At 37.2% G+C, this 18,901-nt stretch carries 11 protein-coding genes; 6 read left to right on the forward strand and 5 right to left on the reverse strand.

Annotated elements, in window-relative coordinates:
* Positions 1–29: 29 nt before the first annotated feature.
* Both B5488_RS14515 and B5488_RS14520 read right to left on the reverse strand, forming a co-directional pair.
* Complete coding sequence (locus B5488_RS14515; protein WP_079735924.1) at positions 30–3,365, reverse strand: FG-GAP-like repeat-containing protein; 3,336 nt, start codon at positions 3,363–3,365, stop codon at positions 30–32.
* A 72-nt stretch (positions 3,366–3,437) separates the two neighbouring features.
* The gene (locus B5488_RS14520) at positions 3,438–4,949 is read right to left on the reverse strand and encodes a vanadium-dependent haloperoxidase (protein ID WP_231919745.1); all 1,512 of its coding nucleotides are present in this window, start codon (positions 4,947–4,949) and stop codon (positions 3,438–3,440) included.
* A 478-nt stretch (positions 4,950–5,427) separates the two neighbouring features.
* Between B5488_RS14520 and B5488_RS14525 the strand changes: the two genes are divergently transcribed.
* The 4 genes from B5488_RS14525 to B5488_RS14540 all read left to right on the forward strand — a co-directional run bounded on the left by B5488_RS14525 (position 5,428) and on the right by B5488_RS14540 (position 10,674).
* Positions 5,428–5,994, forward strand: coding sequence for a helix-turn-helix transcriptional regulator (locus tag B5488_RS14525; protein WP_079735925.1), 567 nt, complete (start codon positions 5,428–5,430; stop codon positions 5,992–5,994).
* 258 nt (positions 5,995–6,252) lie between these two features.
* Positions 6,253–6,573, forward strand: a complete 321-nt coding sequence (locus tag B5488_RS14530; RefSeq protein ID WP_079735926.1) for a four-helix bundle copper-binding protein — start codon at positions 6,253–6,255, stop codon at positions 6,571–6,573.
* Positions 6,574–6,729: 156 nt separating this feature from the next.
* On the forward strand, positions 6,730–9,426 hold the full coding sequence (locus B5488_RS14535; protein WP_079735927.1) for a heavy metal translocating P-type ATPase: 2,697 nt from the start codon (positions 6,730–6,732) through the stop codon (positions 9,424–9,426).
* A gap of 27 nt (positions 9,427–9,453) precedes the next feature.
* Entirely contained in the window at positions 9,454–10,674 is a 1,221-nt protein-coding gene (locus B5488_RS14540) for a permease (protein WP_079735928.1), read from the forward strand.
* Positions 10,675–10,961: 287 nt separating this feature from the next.
* On the opposite strand, the gene B5488_RS14545 is transcribed toward B5488_RS14540, so the two are convergent.
* Together B5488_RS14545 and lysS are read right to left on the reverse strand one after the other, a co-directional pair.
* Positions 10,962–13,451, reverse strand: coding sequence for a zinc-dependent metalloprotease (locus tag B5488_RS14545; protein WP_079735929.1), 2,490 nt, complete (start codon positions 13,449–13,451; stop codon positions 10,962–10,964).
* A 187-nt stretch (positions 13,452–13,638) separates the two neighbouring features.
* Positions 13,639–15,330 (reverse strand): lysine--tRNA ligase, encoded by a 1,692-nt coding sequence (gene lysS, locus B5488_RS14550; protein ID WP_079735930.1) that lies wholly within the window; start codon positions 15,328–15,330, stop codon positions 13,639–13,641.
* 227 nt (positions 15,331–15,557) lie between these two features.
* Here lysS and B5488_RS14555 point away from each other — a divergent pair, with 227 nt between their 5' ends.
* Positions 15,558–15,722 (forward strand): YqaE/Pmp3 family membrane protein, encoded by a 165-nt coding sequence (locus B5488_RS14555; RefSeq protein ID WP_079735931.1) that lies wholly within the window; start codon positions 15,558–15,560, stop codon positions 15,720–15,722.
* Positions 15,719–16,417 carry a lipoyl(octanoyl) transferase LipB gene (gene lipB / locus B5488_RS14560; protein WP_079735932.1) on the forward strand — a complete coding sequence of 233 codons (699 nt, stop codon included), beginning with the start codon at positions 15,719–15,721 and terminating at the stop codon, positions 16,415–16,417. The genes B5488_RS14555 and lipB overlap by 4 nt, the downstream gene beginning before the upstream one ends.
* 21 nt (positions 16,418–16,438) lie before the next feature.
* On the opposite strand, the gene B5488_RS14565 is transcribed toward lipB, so the two are convergent.
* Positions 16,439–18,892 (reverse strand): hypothetical protein, encoded by a 2,454-nt coding sequence (locus B5488_RS14565; RefSeq protein ID WP_079735933.1) that lies wholly within the window; start codon positions 18,890–18,892, stop codon positions 16,439–16,441.
* Positions 18,893–18,901: the final 9 nt, after the last annotated feature.

An 18,901-nucleotide genomic window follows, 5' to 3' on the forward strand; every position in this document is an offset into this window, starting at 1 on the left:
TAAGAATTGTAATTATCACATTAATAACGTTATTGGTTCTTCATTCCAATATATTGAACAGGACTGTTATTCTTCACTGCGATGATAATTTCCCGGTTTTCGACCTTAATTGTTTCCATATCTTTAACATCTCCGGGTAGGAAGAAGCCACTTTGTGCAGGCACAACTTCTTCAAAATTCCCTGTTCCATCTCCTTTAAGGAACATTCCATAGCCGGCATCGTTTCTTGTTGTTTCTACTTCAGACCAAAAGAGGTTTCCTGCAATTAGGGCGTCTAAGTGCCCATCGTTATCATAATCCTTTACAAGAATTTGATTAATTGAAGATATTTGAGCCACATTTGGCAATTCGTGAATTTTAAATTTTCCATCAGCATTTTCTAAATATATGCTGGAAAAAGATTTCACCTGGTAGTGCAGGGAATTCTCTAAATCTTTTTCTGAATATACTTCTTCAAGTGTTGCTGTTGAAAAGGATTCGTAATCTGGAAATTTCTCTTTTATTCCCGGAATTTGTTGCGATGAGCATTCTCTTCCTCTCAATGGAAATTTCTCACCTTCGTTGTAATAACTCAATACAATATCATTGTTGTTATTTCCATCAAAATCTTTAAAATAGATGTCAAAGGTTGCATCTTCACTGGCGGTGTATTTATAATTTTTACCAAGATTTCCAACTATAAAGTCCTGATCTCCATCATTATCGAAATCACCTTTTTTAATACTCCACCACCATCCAGCAGTATCATCGGTTATTCCCATTTTTTTAGAAACATCCTTAAATTCTGTTTTATTATTTCTGAAAATTTTAATAGGCATCCATTCTCCTACAATAATAATATCTTTCCACCCGTCATTATCTATATCTACAATTTCTGCACTGGTTGCCATCCCTAAAGATGTAAGAAAAGGAGCAATCGATTGAGTTATGTCTTTAAAAGAAACTTTACCATTTTTGCTGTTATTTTTTAAAATATAACTGTTAGCTGGGCTCGGATAATTTCCAGGAACTAATCTTCCTAATACCAGTAATTCTTCCTTTCCATCTTTATCAAAATCGGCTTTGTATACTCTGGAGCCGCTATCGTGCATTTTTGGCAACGCATTTAAATCTCTTGTGAAATTTCCTTTCCCATCATTAATGTATAACCTATCCTGAAGCATCTCAGAATCTGGATCAAACTCATTACCCCCGCTAACTACATAAATGTCGTTATAGCCATTTCCATTGGCATCAAAAATTAGGGCATCAAGGTCTTCAAAACCTTTATCTTTTTTAAAGGCCGCACTACTTTGCTTTTCGAAGCCAGATGCAGTCCAATAGTATAATCCTGCTTCATAGGTGGCTGCTCCTCCTACAATAAAATCTTCTTTGCCGTCACCATTTAAATCCCCGACTGCTATACCTGGGCCAAAAGTAGAGGTACGGTGGGGCAGTAGTACTTCATCTTTAAAGTCGTCGTACTCATTTTCGATGTGTTTGTGAGCAGGGAACGAGGTAGAATCTGTAATGGTTGAAAATAAAGTCTCTGGCTTAAGTTCTTTAGGAGTTTCTATTGCTGAAGCATCTTTATAGTTGAAACTTAAAAATTGATTTGCTTCAACATCCTCCCTTATTTCAACCTTACCATCTGGCCATACAATTCTAATTTTGTCAATAAGATCTGCTTTTGCAAGTCCAAAATGAAGTTGGGGAGCCACAGAAGACTGAAATCCACGAGATAAAGTTAGTTCCTGCATTTGCTCGGTATCATTGGCAGTGATATAAGCTCTACTGCCCAAACCGAATTTATTTTTTTCAGGACCTTCCAGCTTTATTTGTACATAGTTATTTCTTTCAGAACTCTGGTTTTCAAAAACAGAAGCATTATCGTCTATATTGTTAGTAATAATTTCCAGGTCACCGTCATTATCCAGGTCTACATATACTACCCCGTTAGAAAATCCTTCATATTCAATTCCCCATTTTTCATTAGCTATAGTAAAGCTGAGGTCTCCGTTATTTTGGAAAATAAAATTATCTATTTTTTCTGAAGGGATATTTAAACTTTTTTCAAGGCGGTCTTCTTTAGTAAGCGACTTGTTTTTAAGCTCATTAAAATAATCGTTATTGTTAATTTCTCTTCGCGTGCCGTTGGTCACAAAAAGATCTTTATGGCCGTCATTATCAAAATCGGCAAAAAGAGGACCCCAACTCCAATCTGTAGAAGCGGCACCGGCAATACGGGATTGATCTGCAAAAAACGGCGTGTTATTGTTAAAAACTCCCGTATTGGTTTGCAGCACATTTTGCATGTATTGATAGTGAAAACCTGCTTCTACAGTACCCCAGAACAAATCGGGGTTCATACTGGCCATATTGGCTTTTTTTCGCCTGTTTTTCTTGGCCGACATATCTACCTGATAGATATCTAAAAGTCCATCATTATTGTAATCTGCGATATCTACCCCCATTCCGTAAAATGAAGTGTGGGAAGTAGCATCTTTTACAACTTCTCTAAAACTACCTTCCCCGTTGTTTATATACATATAATCTGGGGAGCTAAAATCATTTGAAATATAAAGGTCTGGCCAGCCATCGTTGTTTAAATCTCCTACAGTAGCAGAGAGCGTTAACCCAAAACTTCTCACCCCAGCTTCGTTAGTGACATCGGTGAATTTTCCGCCATCATTACGCATTAAATGATCTGTTTGTAGATCGGTTACAGCTTTCATTTGGTATTCATACACAAAATTTGGCGCGTCAAAACGGGTTGGAGGATAATTGGCGATATAAACATCCAGGTCTCCGTCTTTATCGTAATCAAAAAAAGTGGCTTGTACACTATTACCGGCATCATCTAACCCATATTCTTTAGCTTTTTCGGTAAAAGTCCCATCTCCATTATTTATAAAGAGTTGGTTGTTTTTAGGTTGAAATTTTCCTCCTACAGAAAGATAAATATCCAGAAAACCATCTGCATTAACATCAGCCATGGTAACTCCTGTGTACCATCTCTCATCTCCGGCAACCCCGGCAGATTCTGTAATATCTTCAAATTCCATATTTCCTTTATTCAAATAAAGCTTATTGGGAACCTGGTTTCCTGTAAAATATAGATCGGGCAGGCCGTCGTTATTAATATCTCCGGTAGATACCCCTCCACCCATATAAATATAAGAGTAGGTAAAGTAATTTAAGGAATCGTTTTCGGTAAGATTATTACTAAAATCTATACCAGATTTTGCAGCAGAAACCTGGCTGAAGATTTTAGTATCTTCAGTAGATTCTTTTTTCGCTAATTCCTTTTCCGGTGGGTTGGAATCTTTACAGGAAATAATTAAAAAGAAAAGAATCAGGAAAAATGACTTATAAAGTATTTTCATTTTGGGATAATTATTTTGAAGAGAATTGTTGAATTGATCTGGTATTACTTTGTTGAAATTCCAGAGAATAATTTAATTGTTTGAAAGGCTTTTGTGTTGGTTTATTACAGGTTCTCCTATATGCTTTTTAAAGAAAATCCAGTTTTCCCTGGCCACTTTTCTTCCCAACTCTAATCCTGCTATATTATCTGCCTGGATATGGTAACCTCCTAAAACCCTTGATAAGCCGGCCATTTCTGCCGCTCCTGAAAACGTAGGGAATTCTATAGTAACTTCTTCACCCAGGCGGTCTGGCTCTGTAAGGATCCCAGGTATTAGTTTAACTTCAGATCCAAATTCGTCACTTCCGGTAAAGAGTTTTAATGCTTCACCGCAGGCACCACTTATAGCGCTATGACCCGATACGTAGCCGGGAAAGGGAGGGCATAAAAAAGTGGAGGGAGAGTATGGTCTCCAGTCCTGTCCTTTCATTTTTATCATTCCTTTCTCAGGGCCACCCCAGCCGTTAATCTCTTTGTCTTTGAAAAATTCGTGAACTAAAGCATAAGGCCTGGCATAATCATAAAACATTTTACTATCCCAGCAGGCAATAAATGCATCCATTGCGGTAATCTGGTTATAGAAATACATTTTAACATCTTTATCCAGGTTATGTTGATCCCTAATCGAGACTTCCTGGGCAAATTTAAGCCAATGGCCGGCTTGCTGCACAGATTGAGGACCATCTCGCATAAATTCTACCAGAGCCCTTTGTTTATCGGTTAAATTTGCTTGTAATTCTACTACTTCTTTTACTTCTTCCTCTAATTGAGCAGAACCTACCATAGGAGGTGGTCCCGGCCTGAATTGATCTGCCGATTGTAATCCAACCGGCTCCACTTTGTGCCAGTAAGGCGTTAAACAATCTGGCACGTATTGGCCTCCATTTCCATCAGAGAAATATTTAGATTGCCACCTGTTCAGGTCTATATTTTCCTCAGCCGAATTAACAGGTTTATAACCCATATAATCAAAATAGGCTTCACCATTAGAGCCTTCTTCTTCCCCATATTGATTTGCACCATCTTTATGCCTGGCTTCAATAACTGCCTTTGCTGCCAGGTTTCCTATGCCTATGGGAGTGGCAGGATCTAGAGAGGTGTCATCTGGGTCTAATCCCAGTTCAACCATAAATTCCCGAAAAATAGCTTCATCGGTATAATAATATTCGTTCATCGCTCTAAAAGCCGCATAACTTATGGCTATTTGTTTATTGTTTAAATTTTGTTCATCAAGCGGCCGGCGGTTTATGTCTTGCATGTAAACGGGAATAGCCTTTTCATCATACCTGGACCAGGCATCAAAAACTGCTGTAAAAATAAGTCCGAGGAAACGAGAGCTTACCGTGGGTCTTGGTTTAAATCTATCAGTGTCATTAGCAGTGGCATCTAAAGCCAATTTCCCCCATTTGTAAGCCAGGTTATTTTCACCAAGGTTTTCCTTTTGGGTGTGTGCTTCAATATTATCATCAGTAGAAGGAGAAGCTGTGGTAGCTCCCATCCCAATTTGTAAGTTAAAAAGAAGTACTGTAATTAATCCCCACATAATTTTTTGATTTTATTAACATATAAAATAACTGATTTTTTTTTGTTCCTACTAAAATATTTAGCGGTTTTTTTGGAAAGTGAGTGGCCTAAATAGTTTTAAATTAAGGGAATAGTGCAGCTAACCCCAGTCTACGCAATGGATTGCTTAAAATTAAGGTCCTTTAAAATAATTTCAAATTATTTGTAAAAAATATTTTATCACTTTTTCTTGAAATCTATAAAAATGAAAATTTCGTTTAAGCTTCAGTCCAAGCTGTGCAATTTAAAATCATAGAGGAGAGATTTATTCTTCGTAAGTTTGAGCTACTAATTTTTTGATTCAGGTTTTTTAGAAACAATTTGATGCACCTTTCTTATTAACCGAAAATTGGTCTCATCCATTTATTGGTGACAGGTTTGCAGCAATTATAAACCTGATTCCAAAGCCTGATTTTAATCTCCAGTGGCACGAATGTGTAATAAATTTTAATTAAACGATGAAAAATAACATCCTGCATATAAAGAACATGGTTTGCGACCGTTGCCTTATGAGTGTGGAAAACACTTTGCAGCAACAGAACCTTAAATATGTTGATGTAAGTCTGGGCAGGATAGCGTTTGAGAACGAACTTTCTTTATCCCAATTTCAACGTTTTGAAGAAGCGCTAAAGGCTAACGGGTTTGAAATAGTGGCAGAACGGCATGATAAGATTGTAACCGATATTAAGTCTTTAATTATTGAATGGGTTTACGAACGAAAAGATTTTGAGAACAAAAAGCTTTCTGAAGTCTTAAGTGAAGAACTGCATTACGATTATAGCCATCTCACAAGCATCTTCAGTAAAGCAAATGGGCAAAGTATTCAAAGTTTTCAGAATAAAATAAAGGCAGAACGCATTAAAGAATTACTGGAATATGATGAATTAAATATTTCAGAAATTGCCGATAAAATGGGTTTTGGGAGTGCCGCTTATCTTTCTACATTCTTTAAAAAAGAAACAGGGATGAACCCTTCTCGATTTAAACTTGAAATTTCTGCAAGAAAACCCCTGGATAAATTATAAGATGATTTTAGCCAGGAATACACGAATATTTTCAAGAAATGAAAGTGTGGTCTATTAGGTTTAAAGGAAGCCTGGTTTATGGACTGTTGCATAAATAATTCTTTCATGAAGATTTCTTACAAATTTGTAAATTAGGTGTTTAGCTCATAATTTATTATTACAATCTTTCCCATTTTCTTATAACTTCTTACCATAATTTTAAAACTTATTGCGGTTTAAAGTACTTAAATTTGAATTAAACCATTAAAAACCAATATTATGAGAAATGAAAAATTGTTAAGCACATTAGGGAATTGCATTAACCATTGTAATTATTGTGCTGACGCTTGTCTTGATGAAGACAATGTGAAAATGATGAAAGACTGCATTAGAACTGATAAAGTTTGTGCAGAGGTTTGTAGCACGCTTAACCAGGTGCTGGTTACCGGCTATAAAAATGTAGACGGACTCGTAAAATATTGTATTGAAATTTGCAATGCCTGTGCCGATGAATGCGGCCAGCATGAGCACCAACACTGTCAGGATTGCGCTAAAGCTTGCCGCGAATGTGCAAAAGCTTGTGAAGCCTACCTGGCATAAAATTTAAATTTTAAAGGCTGTTTGAATTTTTCCTGGTAGACGTCAACCTGAACTTGTTTCAAGTTCTAATTTCTTTCAATTTAGATGCTGAAACGAGTTCAGCATGACGTGACTAAAGATAGAAATTCAAACGGCCTTTTCTCTCCAATAAAATCTATGAAACACACTTATCAAATTTCCGGGATGACCTGTATGGGTTGCAGGGCCCACGTTGAAAATACTTTAAAAAATGTGGAAGGGGTCACTAATGCTCGTGTAGATCTAGAAAAAGCTTCTGCCGAAATCGAGATGCAAAAACATATTCAAATTGAAGAATTTCAGAAAGCACTTGAAGATAGCAATTATCAAATTCATCCAAAAGATGAATTTGTTCAGAAATATCCTGTGAGTGGAATGACCTGTATGGGTTGTAAATCCCACGTAGAAAAAACTTTAAGTAAAGTTGAAGGTGTAAAAAGTGCTGAGGTAAATCTCGACAAAGAAGAAGCAAAAATTGTTACCGAAAAAAATGTTTCCTTAGAAAAATTGCAGCAGGCCTTACAAGAAGATGGCGGGCATTATGAAATTCATGAACCCGGAGAAGAAGTAAAACCAAAAAAGAAAAAACCTAAAGGGGAGGGTACGGGTATTTTCTATTGCCCTATGCATTGCGAAGGCGACAAAACTTATAACGAACCCGGCGATTGCCCTGTTTGCGGGATGGATCTCGTTGAAGAAGCCAGCCTCAAGCCACAAGCTACAAAATATACCTGCCCAATGCATCCAGAAGTGGTGCAGGATGGTCCCGGTTCCTGCCCCAAATGCGGAATGGACCTGGTACCCAAAGAACCCGAAGAATCTTCAGAGAGTAAATCTTACAAAAAGCTGCTTAAAAAGTTTAAAATTGCGGTGGCGTTTACCTTGCCTATTTTCATTATCGCAATGTCTGAGATGATTCCGGACAATCCTTTGTATAATGTTTTAGAAATGAAATACTGGAATTGGGTACAGTTTGGATTATCAATTCCCGTAGTATTTTACGCTACCTGGATGTTTTTTGAACGTGCCTGGCGATCTATAAAAACCTGGAACCTCAATATGTTTACGCTTATTGGAATTGGTGCCGGGGTGGCCTGGCTTTTTAGCGTGTTTGGGTTATTGTTTCCAGATTTCTTCCCGCCGCAATTTAAGACTGAAATGGGCACCGTACACGTGTATTTTGAAGCGGCAACGGTAATTCTCACCCTTGTTTTGCTTGGCCAGGTTTTAGAAGCCCGGGCACATAGTAAAACAAATTCAGCAATAAAAGAATTATTGAAACTCGCTCCCAACAAAGCGATAAAAGTAGTTGATGGCGAAGAAAAAGAAGTTTCTATAGATGAAATTGAAAAAGGAGATATTCTAAGGGTGAAACCTGGAGATAAAATCCCGGTAGATGGAATAATCGAAAACGGGAATTCCAGTATAGATGAATCAATGATTACCGGAGAACCAATTCCGGTAGATAAAGCTGAAGGCGATAAAGTTAGTTCTGGAACTATTAATGGCAACAGGAGTTTTACGATGAAAGCCGAAAAAGTAGGAGAGGAGACCCTGCTTTCACAAATTATAAAAATGGTAAATGATGCCAGCCGGTCACAGGCACCCATTCAGAAATTAGCCGATAGGATTTCAGCTTATTTCGTGCCGGTTGTGGTAATTATTGCGGTAATTACCTATATAGTTTGGGCCATTTACGGGCCCGAGCCGCAATATGTTTACGCTTTAGTGAATGCCATCGCGGTATTAATTATTGCCTGTCCCTGTGCACTTGGCCTGGCCACACCAATGTCGGTTATGGTAGGAGTGGGAAAAGGTGCTCAAAATGGGGTACTTATTAAAAACGCCCGTGCTTTAGAGCAAATGGATGATATTGATACTTTAATTATCGATAAAACCGGAACCATCACCGAGGGTAAACCTAAAGTGGAAAAAGTTGAGGTGATTTCTGAAGAAAATAAGGAAGAAATTATAAAACTTATCGCTTCGGTAAATTCCCAGAGTGAACACCCTCTGGCTAAAGCAACTGTAGATTTTGCAAAGAAACAACAGCTTAAATTTTCAAAAACTTCAGATTTTAATTCCGTTACCGGGAAAGGGGTGACCGGTATGGTAGGCGATCAAAAAATAGCTATCGGAAATGAAAAGCTAATGCAGGCTGAAAAAGTAGAGATACCTTCAGAAATAAATAAAAAAGTAACCGCAGAGCAGGAAAAAGGTAAGACAGTTTCCTATATATCACGAGATGGTAAAATAGTAGGTTATTTCACAATTACCGATCCTATTAAGAAAACCAGTAGGGAAGCCTTGAAATCGCTTATGGATGATGGGGTTGAGGTTTATATGTTTACCGGCGATAATGAGAAAACCGCTAAATCTGTGGCAGAAGAACTGGGATTAAGCGGATTTAAAGCTGGAATGTTGCCAGAGGACAAGCAAAATGAAGTTAAAAAGCTTCAGAAAAAGGGAAAGAAAGTAGCAATGGCCGGTGACGGGATTAACGATGCGCCTGCATTGGCCCAGGCTGATATTGGAATTGCTATGGGAACCGGAACAGATGTTGCGATAGAGAGCGCAGAAATTACTTTGGTAAAAGGAGATTTAAAAGCAGTAAAAAAGGCAAAAATGCTAAGTAAGAAAGTAATGCGAAATATTAAGCAAAACCTCTTCTTTGCGCTTATATATAATACGCTTGGAGTACCAATTGCTGCCGGGGTTTTATATCCGGTTTTCGGGCTTTTGTTATCACCTATGATCGCCGCGTTAGCGATGAGCTTTAGTTCAGTTTCGGTAATTGCAAATGCTTTAAGATTAAAGAGCGCCAAATTGCAGTAGAATACTAACCAACCAAAACTAATAGAAATGCAGGATTTTTTAAGCAAATGGGGAGAAGCGGCCTATACCAGTGCCGGGTTTTTCTGGATGGCTTTATGGGCCTTTATTTTGGGTTATGTGATAAGTAGTTGTATCCAGATTTTTGTGACCGAAAAACGTATGGAAAGAACCATGGGTAAAGACGAATCTAAAAGTATTTTGCTGGGAACTTTCTTTGGATTCATCAGTAGCTCGTGTAGTTTTTCTGCTTTAGCTTCAACTAAAAGTTTGTTTAAAAAAGGTGCCAGTTTTTCTTCATCTATTGCCTTTTTACTTGCATCAACTAACCTTGTTATAGAGTTAGGAATTTTGATCGCCATCTTCTTGGGTTGGCAATTTGTTGTGGGTGAATATATAGGCGGAATACTACTTATCCTCATTAGTTGGGTGCTCATTAGAATTATTAATCCTAAAGAAATGATCAAAAAGGCTAGAAAACGCCTTGACGAAAAAGATGATGATGAAGAAGATTCAGAAAAATCCTGGAAGAAAAAAATAAAGTCAGAAACCAGTTGGGCTAAAGTGTCCAAACAATATGCGATGGAATGGAAAATGGTTTGGAAAGATGTGACGCTGGGCTTTACTATTGCCGGGGTTGTTGCTGCTTTTGTTCCAGATTCATTTTTTCAAACTTTATTTATAAACACCGGAGATGGGAATACAGATTTTGGCTTCTTCACGATTCTTGAACACATTATTGTAGGGCCTATCGCCGCTTTTTTAACCTTTATTGGGTCTATGGGAAACATTCCTTTAGCGGCCCTTCTCTTTGGGAAAGGAGTAAGTTTTGCCGGCGTAATGGCTTTTATTTTTAGTGATTTGGTAGTATTTCCAGTGTTAAGAATCAATGCGAAATATTATGGCTGGAAAATGTCTTTTTTTATACTTTTCCTGCTTTTTACTGCGCTTATTGGTACTTCTTTATTATTACATTACGGGTTTAACCTATTTAATTTATTACCCGATCCTTCTTCGGTAAAAATTACCGATGCCGAACACTTTAAAATAGATTATACTTTTTGGCTGAATATGCTCTTTTTAGCAATTTCAGGAGTATTAATTTACCTTGGATTTTTTAAGCGGAAAGATGTAATGCATATGAAGGAAATGGCGCCGAAAAGTCAGTTGCTGGAAACAAGCTTAAAATATATTGCTTTTGCGTGTTACCTGTGGCTTGCGGGTGGACTTATTGCTAAGTTTTTTCCTTAATAAAAAAAGAGAGCAGAAAACGGATTTAAATTTTATTTGGGTAAGATAAAATTTAGATTTTCGATTTTCCCGGCACTGCTCTCAATTAAAACAAACTAAACTAACTAATCTAAAAGTCCCTTTTAATTTTCTGATATTTCAATCTAAAAAATCTTTTTCATAGCAATTTATGTGGGGCTTTTATAATAAGACTTTGAAATTTATAAAAGGTTTAATCTAAAGTATAAAAAAAACCACCGCGTAGGGACGGTGGCTTTTCAAACTAATAAATCCAAAAAATGTTGAGCTTACTTTATAGGATTTAAAATTAAATCTATTCGTTCTAAAGCATCCTGAAGGTGGTACCTGGTTAAACGATCTCCACGATTAGCTGCTCTCCTAATTTGATTTTGAAGCCTTTTAAGCTCTCCTCTCACAACAGGGCGAATATCACTTTGTGCAACATCTATATTGCTTCGGCTAATCCAGCTTCTGTATCGGGAAGGAATTTCACTTTGCTCTTCAGTCATTAAATGTTCCATACGCTCAATATAAGCGCGCTGAAGATTTCTGCGGTAACGGTCTATGTTTTGTCCCGAAGAAAGTTCGCTCCAAATGCCGGTTCTAACATCGGTCATCATATCTATTAAACCATAGGCTTCATCTCCGTTTACTTCTTCATTTTCCATTAAACGAGCCATTCTTCCAAAATCTAATAAGTTATTAAGGCTGCGTTCCTGCATATTTCTAATGCGCTCCACCTGTCCGTCAAATTCAATTTTGTTGAAAATCTCCTGATCTATCATCCATTCCGGAGTTTCAAAAAGTTGGTTATGCAAGAAGTTCATCGCTTTTTTCTGACGATCGGCATCAACGTGAGAATAAACCGCTCCTTCCTGGTCGTAAGTTTTATAGTGTTCGTAAACACCGCCAATATTCGCGGTTACGTGTCCCATATAACGGTTAAACTGACTTAAAACCTGGCCGTACATATCGTCTAGATCATCGTAGTTTTTGCCATCTTCGGCGGTCCATTCGATCAATTTCGGCATAATGCGCTTCAGGTTTTTAATTCCGTATTCACTGGCCAAAATTGCATCGTCACCAAGATCTTCAGTTTGAGAACTCGGGTCTATAACTCCGCCACTTTGCTGGCTTCCGAAGCGATATAAAGGATCGCCTGCTTTTTCAAGAATCCATTCGTCAAGAATTTCCTTTTCTTCTTCAGCAGTTTTATCTAAAATTGGTCGGTAACCCCACTCAATTGCGTATTTATCATAAGGTCCAATATCTGGCATTAAAGCCACATCACCATCTTCAGGCTGTGCGATATAATTGAAACGTGCGTAATCCATAATAGAGGGTGCGGTACCATATTCAGCAGTAAATTCAGGATCACGAAGATCTTCTACTGCGTAAGCAACACTACTTCCCATATTATGCGGAAGACCTAAAGTGTGCCCAACCTCGTGAGAAGAAACAAAACGAATTAATCTACCCATTACTTCATCTTTAAACTCTACACTACGGGCATCTTCATTGATAGCCGCAGTTTGTACAAAGAACCAGTTTCTAAGTAAGGTCATTACATTATGATACCAGTTAATATCTGATTCTAAGATCTCTCCTGAACGTGGGTCACTTACGTGAGGCCCGTTTGCGTTAGGAATTGGAGAAGCCAGGTAACGTACTACCGAGTAACGGGCGTCTTCTGGGCTCCAATCTGGATCTTCTTCTTTGCTTGGCGGATCTTTAGCAATAATTGCATTTTTAAATCCGGCAGCCTCAAAAGCAACCTGCCAATCTTCAATACCTTGCTTTATGTAGGGAATCCACTGCTTTGGAGTAGCCCGGTCTACATAATAAACAATTTGTTCTTTTGGCTCAACGAGCTCACCATTTTCAAACTTTTCCCTGTCTTCCTCTTTTACTTCAAGTCTCCAACGGTCAAGGTATTTTACTTCCTTGCTTTTTTGAGCTTCAAGTCCGTAATCTGTTTGTCCGCGGGCAAACCAACCTACACGCTGATCGAAATAACGTCGTTTCATGGGTTCTTTTGGAAGCAGGATCATAGAATTACTAAATTCTAAAGAAATTGAGCCTGTGCTCGCATTAGAAGGCGGTTCACCTGCATTATAGGTTTTTACGTGCCTAACCTCAATATTCTCTGGATAGCTGCGAATAGTATCGATGTAGGAACGGCTATCGTCTAAACGAGAAACTTTATATTGCTTTCTTGAACCGTCTCTTAAACCCAGCGCCTGAACATCTTTGGTATAAAGATCGGTTACTTCAATTACGGTAGTTTTATTAACTGAATCTTTTCCTACAGTTTTTACCGGAAAACGCTGAAGTACCGGTTCAAAATTAGAATTCACTACCGCTTCGTGTACAGGAAGTGAATCTGCTGCGTAGATTTCATGAGAAACTACTCTTAAAAGAACGTGGCCGTCTTTTTTCTGCCAGCGGTGTACCTGGGTGTTTTGTTTTCCGCCGCCAAAACCAATTCCGGTGGCGGTTTTTGCGATTCTTGTTACCGTAAGCATTTCACGGTTAAAAAGACTATCTGGAATTTCGTAGAAATATTTATCGTCTACGCGGTGTACAGTAAATAAACCTTCGTCGCTTTTCGCGTCTTTAGTAATTACCTTGGCGTAAGGCTCAAGCTCTCCATTCTTTTTTGAGGCTTCTTCTTTGGATGCATCAGCCGAAGATTTATTAGGCTGAAGAACCGCACAACTGGAAACCGATACCGATAAGGCTACTAAAAAGAGCTTATGCGTAAATCGTTTGGTCATAAAGTTTAATTTTGGTTTGTGTGATTAATTTGAAGTGATAAATTTTCTTAAGCGAAGGCTAAAAAACGAAAAAAGACCACCATTTGGTGATCTTTTGACTGATTTATCTTAAAAAGGTTTAAATACATAGTTAAAAAAGTCTTGTTTTAACTATTGTCCAGCTAAGCTGTAAAAGCTTTTCTGAACTTTAAACCGCTTTAATCTTCATTGTTTCGTCATCCTTAAAAACATCTATCATTTTATGTTTTCTAAGTGATTTAAGGGTTTTATCCCATTTTTTATTGCTTAATCCAGACTTGGTTTTTACAGTTTCCAATTCCTGAATTACATCATCTTTTAATAACTGAAAAACCGCTTTTTCATCTTCGCTTAATTCAACCGCTTTTCTCTCGGGTTTCATTTGCGGGAAAAACAGCACTTCCTGGATTGATTGATTATTTGTTAGGAACATAATTAAACGGTCCATCCCAATTCCTAAGCCGGAAGTAGGAGGCATACCATATTCCAGGGCTCTTAAGAAATCCTGGTCTATAAATTCGGTTGCTTCATCGTCTCCTTTTTTGGCCAGTTTTAGCTGTTCTTCGAAACGTTCACGCTGGTCTATAGGATCGTTTAATTCAGAATATGCATTTGCGATTTCCTTTCCGCAAACCATTAATTCAAAACGCTCAGTTAATTCAGGGTTTTCACGGTGTTCTTTACAAAGCGGACTCATTTCCTTCGGATAATCGGTTATGAATGTGGGTTGGATATAATTTCCTTCACATTTTTCACCAAAAATCTCATCGATGAGTTTTCCTTTACCCATCGTTTCATCAACTTCAATTCCCATATCTTCAGCTGCTTTTCTAATTTCAGCTTCAGATTTTCCTGTAATGTCAAAACCGGTGAATTCCTTAATAGAATCGGTCATGGTCACTCGCTTATACGGTGCCTTAAAATCGATTTTATTTTCACCAAAAACAGCTTCAGTAGTATTGTTTACGGCAATTGCACAATGTTCAAGAAGGGTCTCGGTGAATTCCATCATCCAGTTGTAGTCTTTATAGGCTACATAGATTTCCATGGCGGTAAATTCAGGATTATGCGTTCTATCCATACCCTCATTTCTGAAGTTTTTCGAGAATTCATAAACACCGTCAAATCCGCCTACAATAAGACGTTTCAGGTATAATTCATTAGCAATTCTTAGGTAAAGGGGAATATCTAAAGCATTATGATGCGTAACAAACGGTCTCGCTGCGGCACCACCGGGGATAGATTGTAAAATTGGAGTTTCTACCTCAAAATATTCTCTTTCATTAAAGAAGTTCCGCATTGCGTTGAACAACTTTGTGCGCTTTACGAAGATTTCTTTCACTTTTGGATTTACAGCCAAATCAGCATAACGCTGGCGATAACGGTGTTCGGGATCGGTAAATCCGTCGTAAGTATTTCCGTCTTTATCGGTTTTAGGAAGTGGTAACGGTCGAATAGATTTACTCAGCAAAATGAAATCTTTCACCATTACCGTCATTTCGCCAACCTGGGTTTTAAAAAGTTCCCCTTCAATTCCTATAAAATCGCCAATATCCAGCAATTTTTTATAAACATCATTATACTTGCTTTTATCTTCACCGGTGCAAATTTCATCACGGTTAAAATAAACCTGGATTTTTCCTTTAGAATCCTGTATTTCGGCAAAAGAGGCTTTTCCCTGGATACGGCGGGACATTAACCTACCGGCCAATACCACTTTTTTTCCTTCTTCAAAATTCTCCTTAATTCCCTTGCTGGTATCTTCCACCGGGAATAAATCTGCCGGGTAGGGGTTAATACCTGCTTTTCTTAATGCAGAAAGCTTCTCTCTTCTTACTATTTCCTGTTCAGATAATTGCATACTCGTATTTGAATTTATTGCTTGCTTTGGCAAAACGAGTGCAAATATAGTGACTATGTGGCTACCAACCAATGCGATATAAACCTGAATTTTTTGATACTATTTTGTAATAAAAATGGAGTTCTTTATCAAATAAGTTTTCTCTATTTATAATCTTATCTTTGCCACTTGAATGGGTTTAAAGTTTGAGGTTGCAAGTTTAAAAACCCAAAATCTGAATATAATTTATGAGTGTTTGGCGTGTAATTCTTTCTGTTTTATTTCCACCCCTCGCGGTTTACGATCGCGGTTGTGGCTCTATTTTAATTGTGGTAATCCTTACTATTTTGGGTTGGATTCCGGGAGTGATCGCGGCACTTATTATTCTGAATAATCCTAGAAAAGGCGTATGAATAAGCAGATAAACTTACAGAATTTAGGTTACAAGGATTATAAAGAAACCTGGGATTACCAGGAAAGTCTTTTTAAGGAAATTCTTGATCTTAAAATTAAAAACCGAAGGCAGAATTTAAATGAAATCACGCCAAATTACCTTTTAATGGTAGAGCATCCGCACGTTTATACTTTGGGTAAAAGTGGCGATATAAAAAACCTGCTAATTTCTGAAGCTGAACTTGAAAAAAGGCAAGCTAAATATTATAAAATTAACCGTGGCGGGGATATCACATATCACGGTCCCGGGCAACTAGTAGGTTATCCTATTTTAGATTTGGATAATTTTTTTACCGATATTCATAAATATCTTCGATTTCTTGAAGAGTGTATTATTCTAACTTTATTGGATTATGGCTTAAAAGCCGAACGTAGCCCTGGCGAAACTGGGGTTTGGTTAGATGTGGGAACTCCATTTGCAAGAAAGATTTGTGCGATGGGCGTTCGTGCCAGTCGCTGGGTAACCATGCACGGTTTTGCATTGAACGTAAATGCCGATTTAGGCTTTTTTGACCATATTATTCCCTGCGGAATTGAAGGAAAAGCGGTCACTTCTTTGAATGTAGAATTGGGAAAAAAAGAAATTCCTCTGGTTGAAGTCCAAGAGAAGGTTTTGAAACATTTTACTGAATTATTTGAAGCAGAATTGAGTTAGTGTTTATTTTTTTTCAGTTCACTATAGTTTATACATCAAAAGCTCTTTCTCACCACCTTTTACTACAAATTCGGGGCGGTGGTCTATATCTGCATTGTTCAAATTAATTCCCGAGGTGCCATAAACCGGAAAACCTGGAAGAAGTTCTGCATTGCTGTCAAAAACGTAGACTTTTTGGGTCTGCAAATCGGTTAGACCTATATAGTATTTGTCGTTTACATAAAAGATTTCCGGTTTAGTGTAAAGTCCGTAATCCAGGTTTAATTCTTTATCCTTAATTTTTAAAATATTTTCTGAAAGACTAAGCAGTAAATTAGGCCTGGCCGAAATCCTATGGTTTTCGCTAAAATTTGTGTTTGTAATGTTAACCTGTCCGGTTTGTGTAACTTTTACAAGATTTCCTTCTGCATTGGTAGAAGCAAAATCATTTTCAAATTCATACCATTCGTTATCTGAAAAATCAATACTTTCTTTTACGTTTACCCGATGTTCTCCCTGCCTACTCAAAATATTTAGTTTACCCGATTTTTCAGGAAAAACGATATAATCTTTATTCTGAATCCTTAAATGTTTTGGTGCCTGTAGAATTTCAGAATTGGTTCTTCTAAAATCAAATCCTTTTACGCTTTTTCCATTTTTATCATACATAAACACTTCATCATTTTGAGTAATCAAAAAGCGATATTTCCGGTTATTATCATAATCGAATAGAGACAGCGGCTGTGTAATTTCATCTTTAAATTCTAATGGAAAGGGTTTTACAGTATTGCCATTTCGATCTAAAACCTCAATAGAATAGGGAGTTGCAAAAGCGAGCTGAAATCTACCATTTTTAAAAAGGTCTACCTGTTTGATTTCGCCCAGAATTGGCCCGCTTAATTTTTTCTTCCAAAAAACCGTGCCTTTGTTAGAAATTAGATAAAGCGTGTTATTAATATCCTGAACCGCGATATCCATTTGATTATTCAAATGATTTTTGACCAAAACCGGTTCGTTTAATAATTCGGCTTCCAGGCTTACCGAAAGGATTTCTTCTGTTTTTGTATTTGAATTATTATTGTTGCTTTGCGTCTCAAAAGTAGCATGGATATGGGCAAAATCGCCTTCTTCTACCAATTGTAAAATCGCCAGTTTATGCTCGCCGAAATTTAAATTGCTAATTTCTTCACTTAATTTATTTGCTACGGCCTCAGCCAGCTTGGGTTTTAATTCCTGGGGATTACCAACAATAAGTATAGAAGATTCCTGGGCAAGCTTTTGCTGATTTTCTTTATAATAAGATTGATGGGCTAGCGTATTTTCATTTACATAATCGGCAATTAATTCGCGCAGTTGCGGTATTGAACTTGCAAAAATGAGATATTCACCAATCGCTGCGGCGAAATTGTTCTTTTTAGGAGTGAATAGTGGGCTAAAAAGAGTTTCAAAAATTTCGGGTTTTGATACCTTGTATATAGGAAAATCCCGGTAATTTTCTTCCAATTCGGCATAATCAGAAATCAAATCGGTGGCTTCAACATTTACCAATGTTTTTATGGCAAATAAGGAGTTTGCTGTAGTAGTGAAAATTCCGGCTTCCTGGGTGTTTAAAATAATTTCATCAATAACATTTGAAACGGAATCACCTCTAAACTTTTTTAAATTTTGAAGAAATATTTCAGGATTTTTATACCCTATAGCGGTAAAACCAAGCGATTTTGCTGGTGTTATTGAGGCAAAACTCTGTGAAACCGTTCCTGAATTTTGAAAAATTTTGTGAAGGTTAGATGAATTGTTGGCAATACTGAGTCCGTTAAAAGAAATGCCATCTTTTGAAATATCGAGATCTATGGCACTCCAATCGGCATAGTTTGCTACATTTTTCAGCTCTAGATTTGGAAATAAATTTTGCTGAAAAGCTTTAAAGTTTTGATGATTAAAGATTATAGAAGTTTTGTTAAGATCTATAGCTGAATATACTCTTTGAAAATCCTCGGTTTTTAGTAATTTTTCTTTATCCAGAATTTGTATCAGTTTTTCTTCAGAATTGGAAGTTATATATGGAGCATTACCTGTTGAGATAAAAAAGGTATTGCCTTCCAAAACCATTTTTTGATAGTTATGTCCTTCAGCTTTAATACTTTCAACCGATTTATTTTTAATAGAATCTAATTGAAACTTTGGTTTGTCTTTTAATATTAAAGAATATGCTAATTTCTCGTTTTCAGAGATAGAAAAGGCGATTATGGCGGCAGTAAGAGTATCGGCATGATTTAAATAACCTAATTCCTTTTTCAGATAATTTTTCGCACTGAATTTGTTTTCATTAAAAAAGCTGATGTTTTCTAAATGCTGCTGCAGACTTTTAAGGTTAGGGGTTTGGATAATAACCGCAGCATCTTCTGGAATAAAATTAGAAATATCCACGGTTTTTTCCTGATTTTGGCAGGAAATAAGAAGAAAAAGTGACAAAAGTTTGAAGAGGATTTTCTTCATAAAAGCTAA

The organism is Salegentibacter salegens, assembly GCF_900142975.1.
GTDB lineage: Bacteria > Bacteroidota > Bacteroidia > Flavobacteriales > Flavobacteriaceae > Salegentibacter > Salegentibacter salegens.

Excerpts from the sequence above, each read along its gene's own strand:
- B5488_RS14530 (WP_079735926.1), top strand. The coding sequence starts at position 6,253 with ATGAGAAATGAAAAATTGTTAAGCACATTAGGGAATTGCATTAACCAT.
- B5488_RS14555 (WP_079735931.1), top strand. The coding sequence starts at position 15,558 with ATGAGTGTTTGGCGTGTAATTCTTTCTGTTTTATTTCCACCCCTCGCG.
- B5488_RS14535 (WP_079735927.1), top strand. The coding sequence starts at position 6,730 with ATGAAACACACTTATCAAATTTCCGGGATGACCTGTATGGGTTGCAGG.
- lysS (WP_079735930.1), bottom strand. The coding sequence starts at position 15,330 with ATGCAATTATCTGAACAGGAAATAGTAAGAAGAGAGAAGCTTTCTGCA.
- lipB (WP_079735932.1), top strand. The coding sequence starts at position 15,719 with ATGAATAAGCAGATAAACTTACAGAATTTAGGTTACAAGGATTATAAA.
- B5488_RS14545 (WP_079735929.1), bottom strand. The coding sequence starts at position 13,451 with ATGACCAAACGATTTACGCATAAGCTCTTTTTAGTAGCCTTATCGGTA.
- B5488_RS14525 (WP_079735925.1), top strand. The coding sequence starts at position 5,428 with ATGAAAAATAACATCCTGCATATAAAGAACATGGTTTGCGACCGTTGC.
- B5488_RS14520 (WP_231919745.1), bottom strand. The coding sequence starts at position 4,949 with ATGTGGGGATTAATTACAGTACTTCTTTTTAACTTACAAATTGGGATG.
- B5488_RS14515 (WP_079735924.1), bottom strand. The coding sequence starts at position 3,365 with ATGAAAATACTTTATAAGTCATTTTTCCTGATTCTTTTCTTTTTAATT.
- B5488_RS14565 (WP_079735933.1), bottom strand. The coding sequence starts at position 18,892 with ATGAAGAAAATCCTCTTCAAACTTTTGTCACTTTTTCTTCTTATTTCC.
- B5488_RS14540 (WP_079735928.1), top strand. The coding sequence starts at position 9,454 with ATGCAGGATTTTTTAAGCAAATGGGGAGAAGCGGCCTATACCAGTGCC.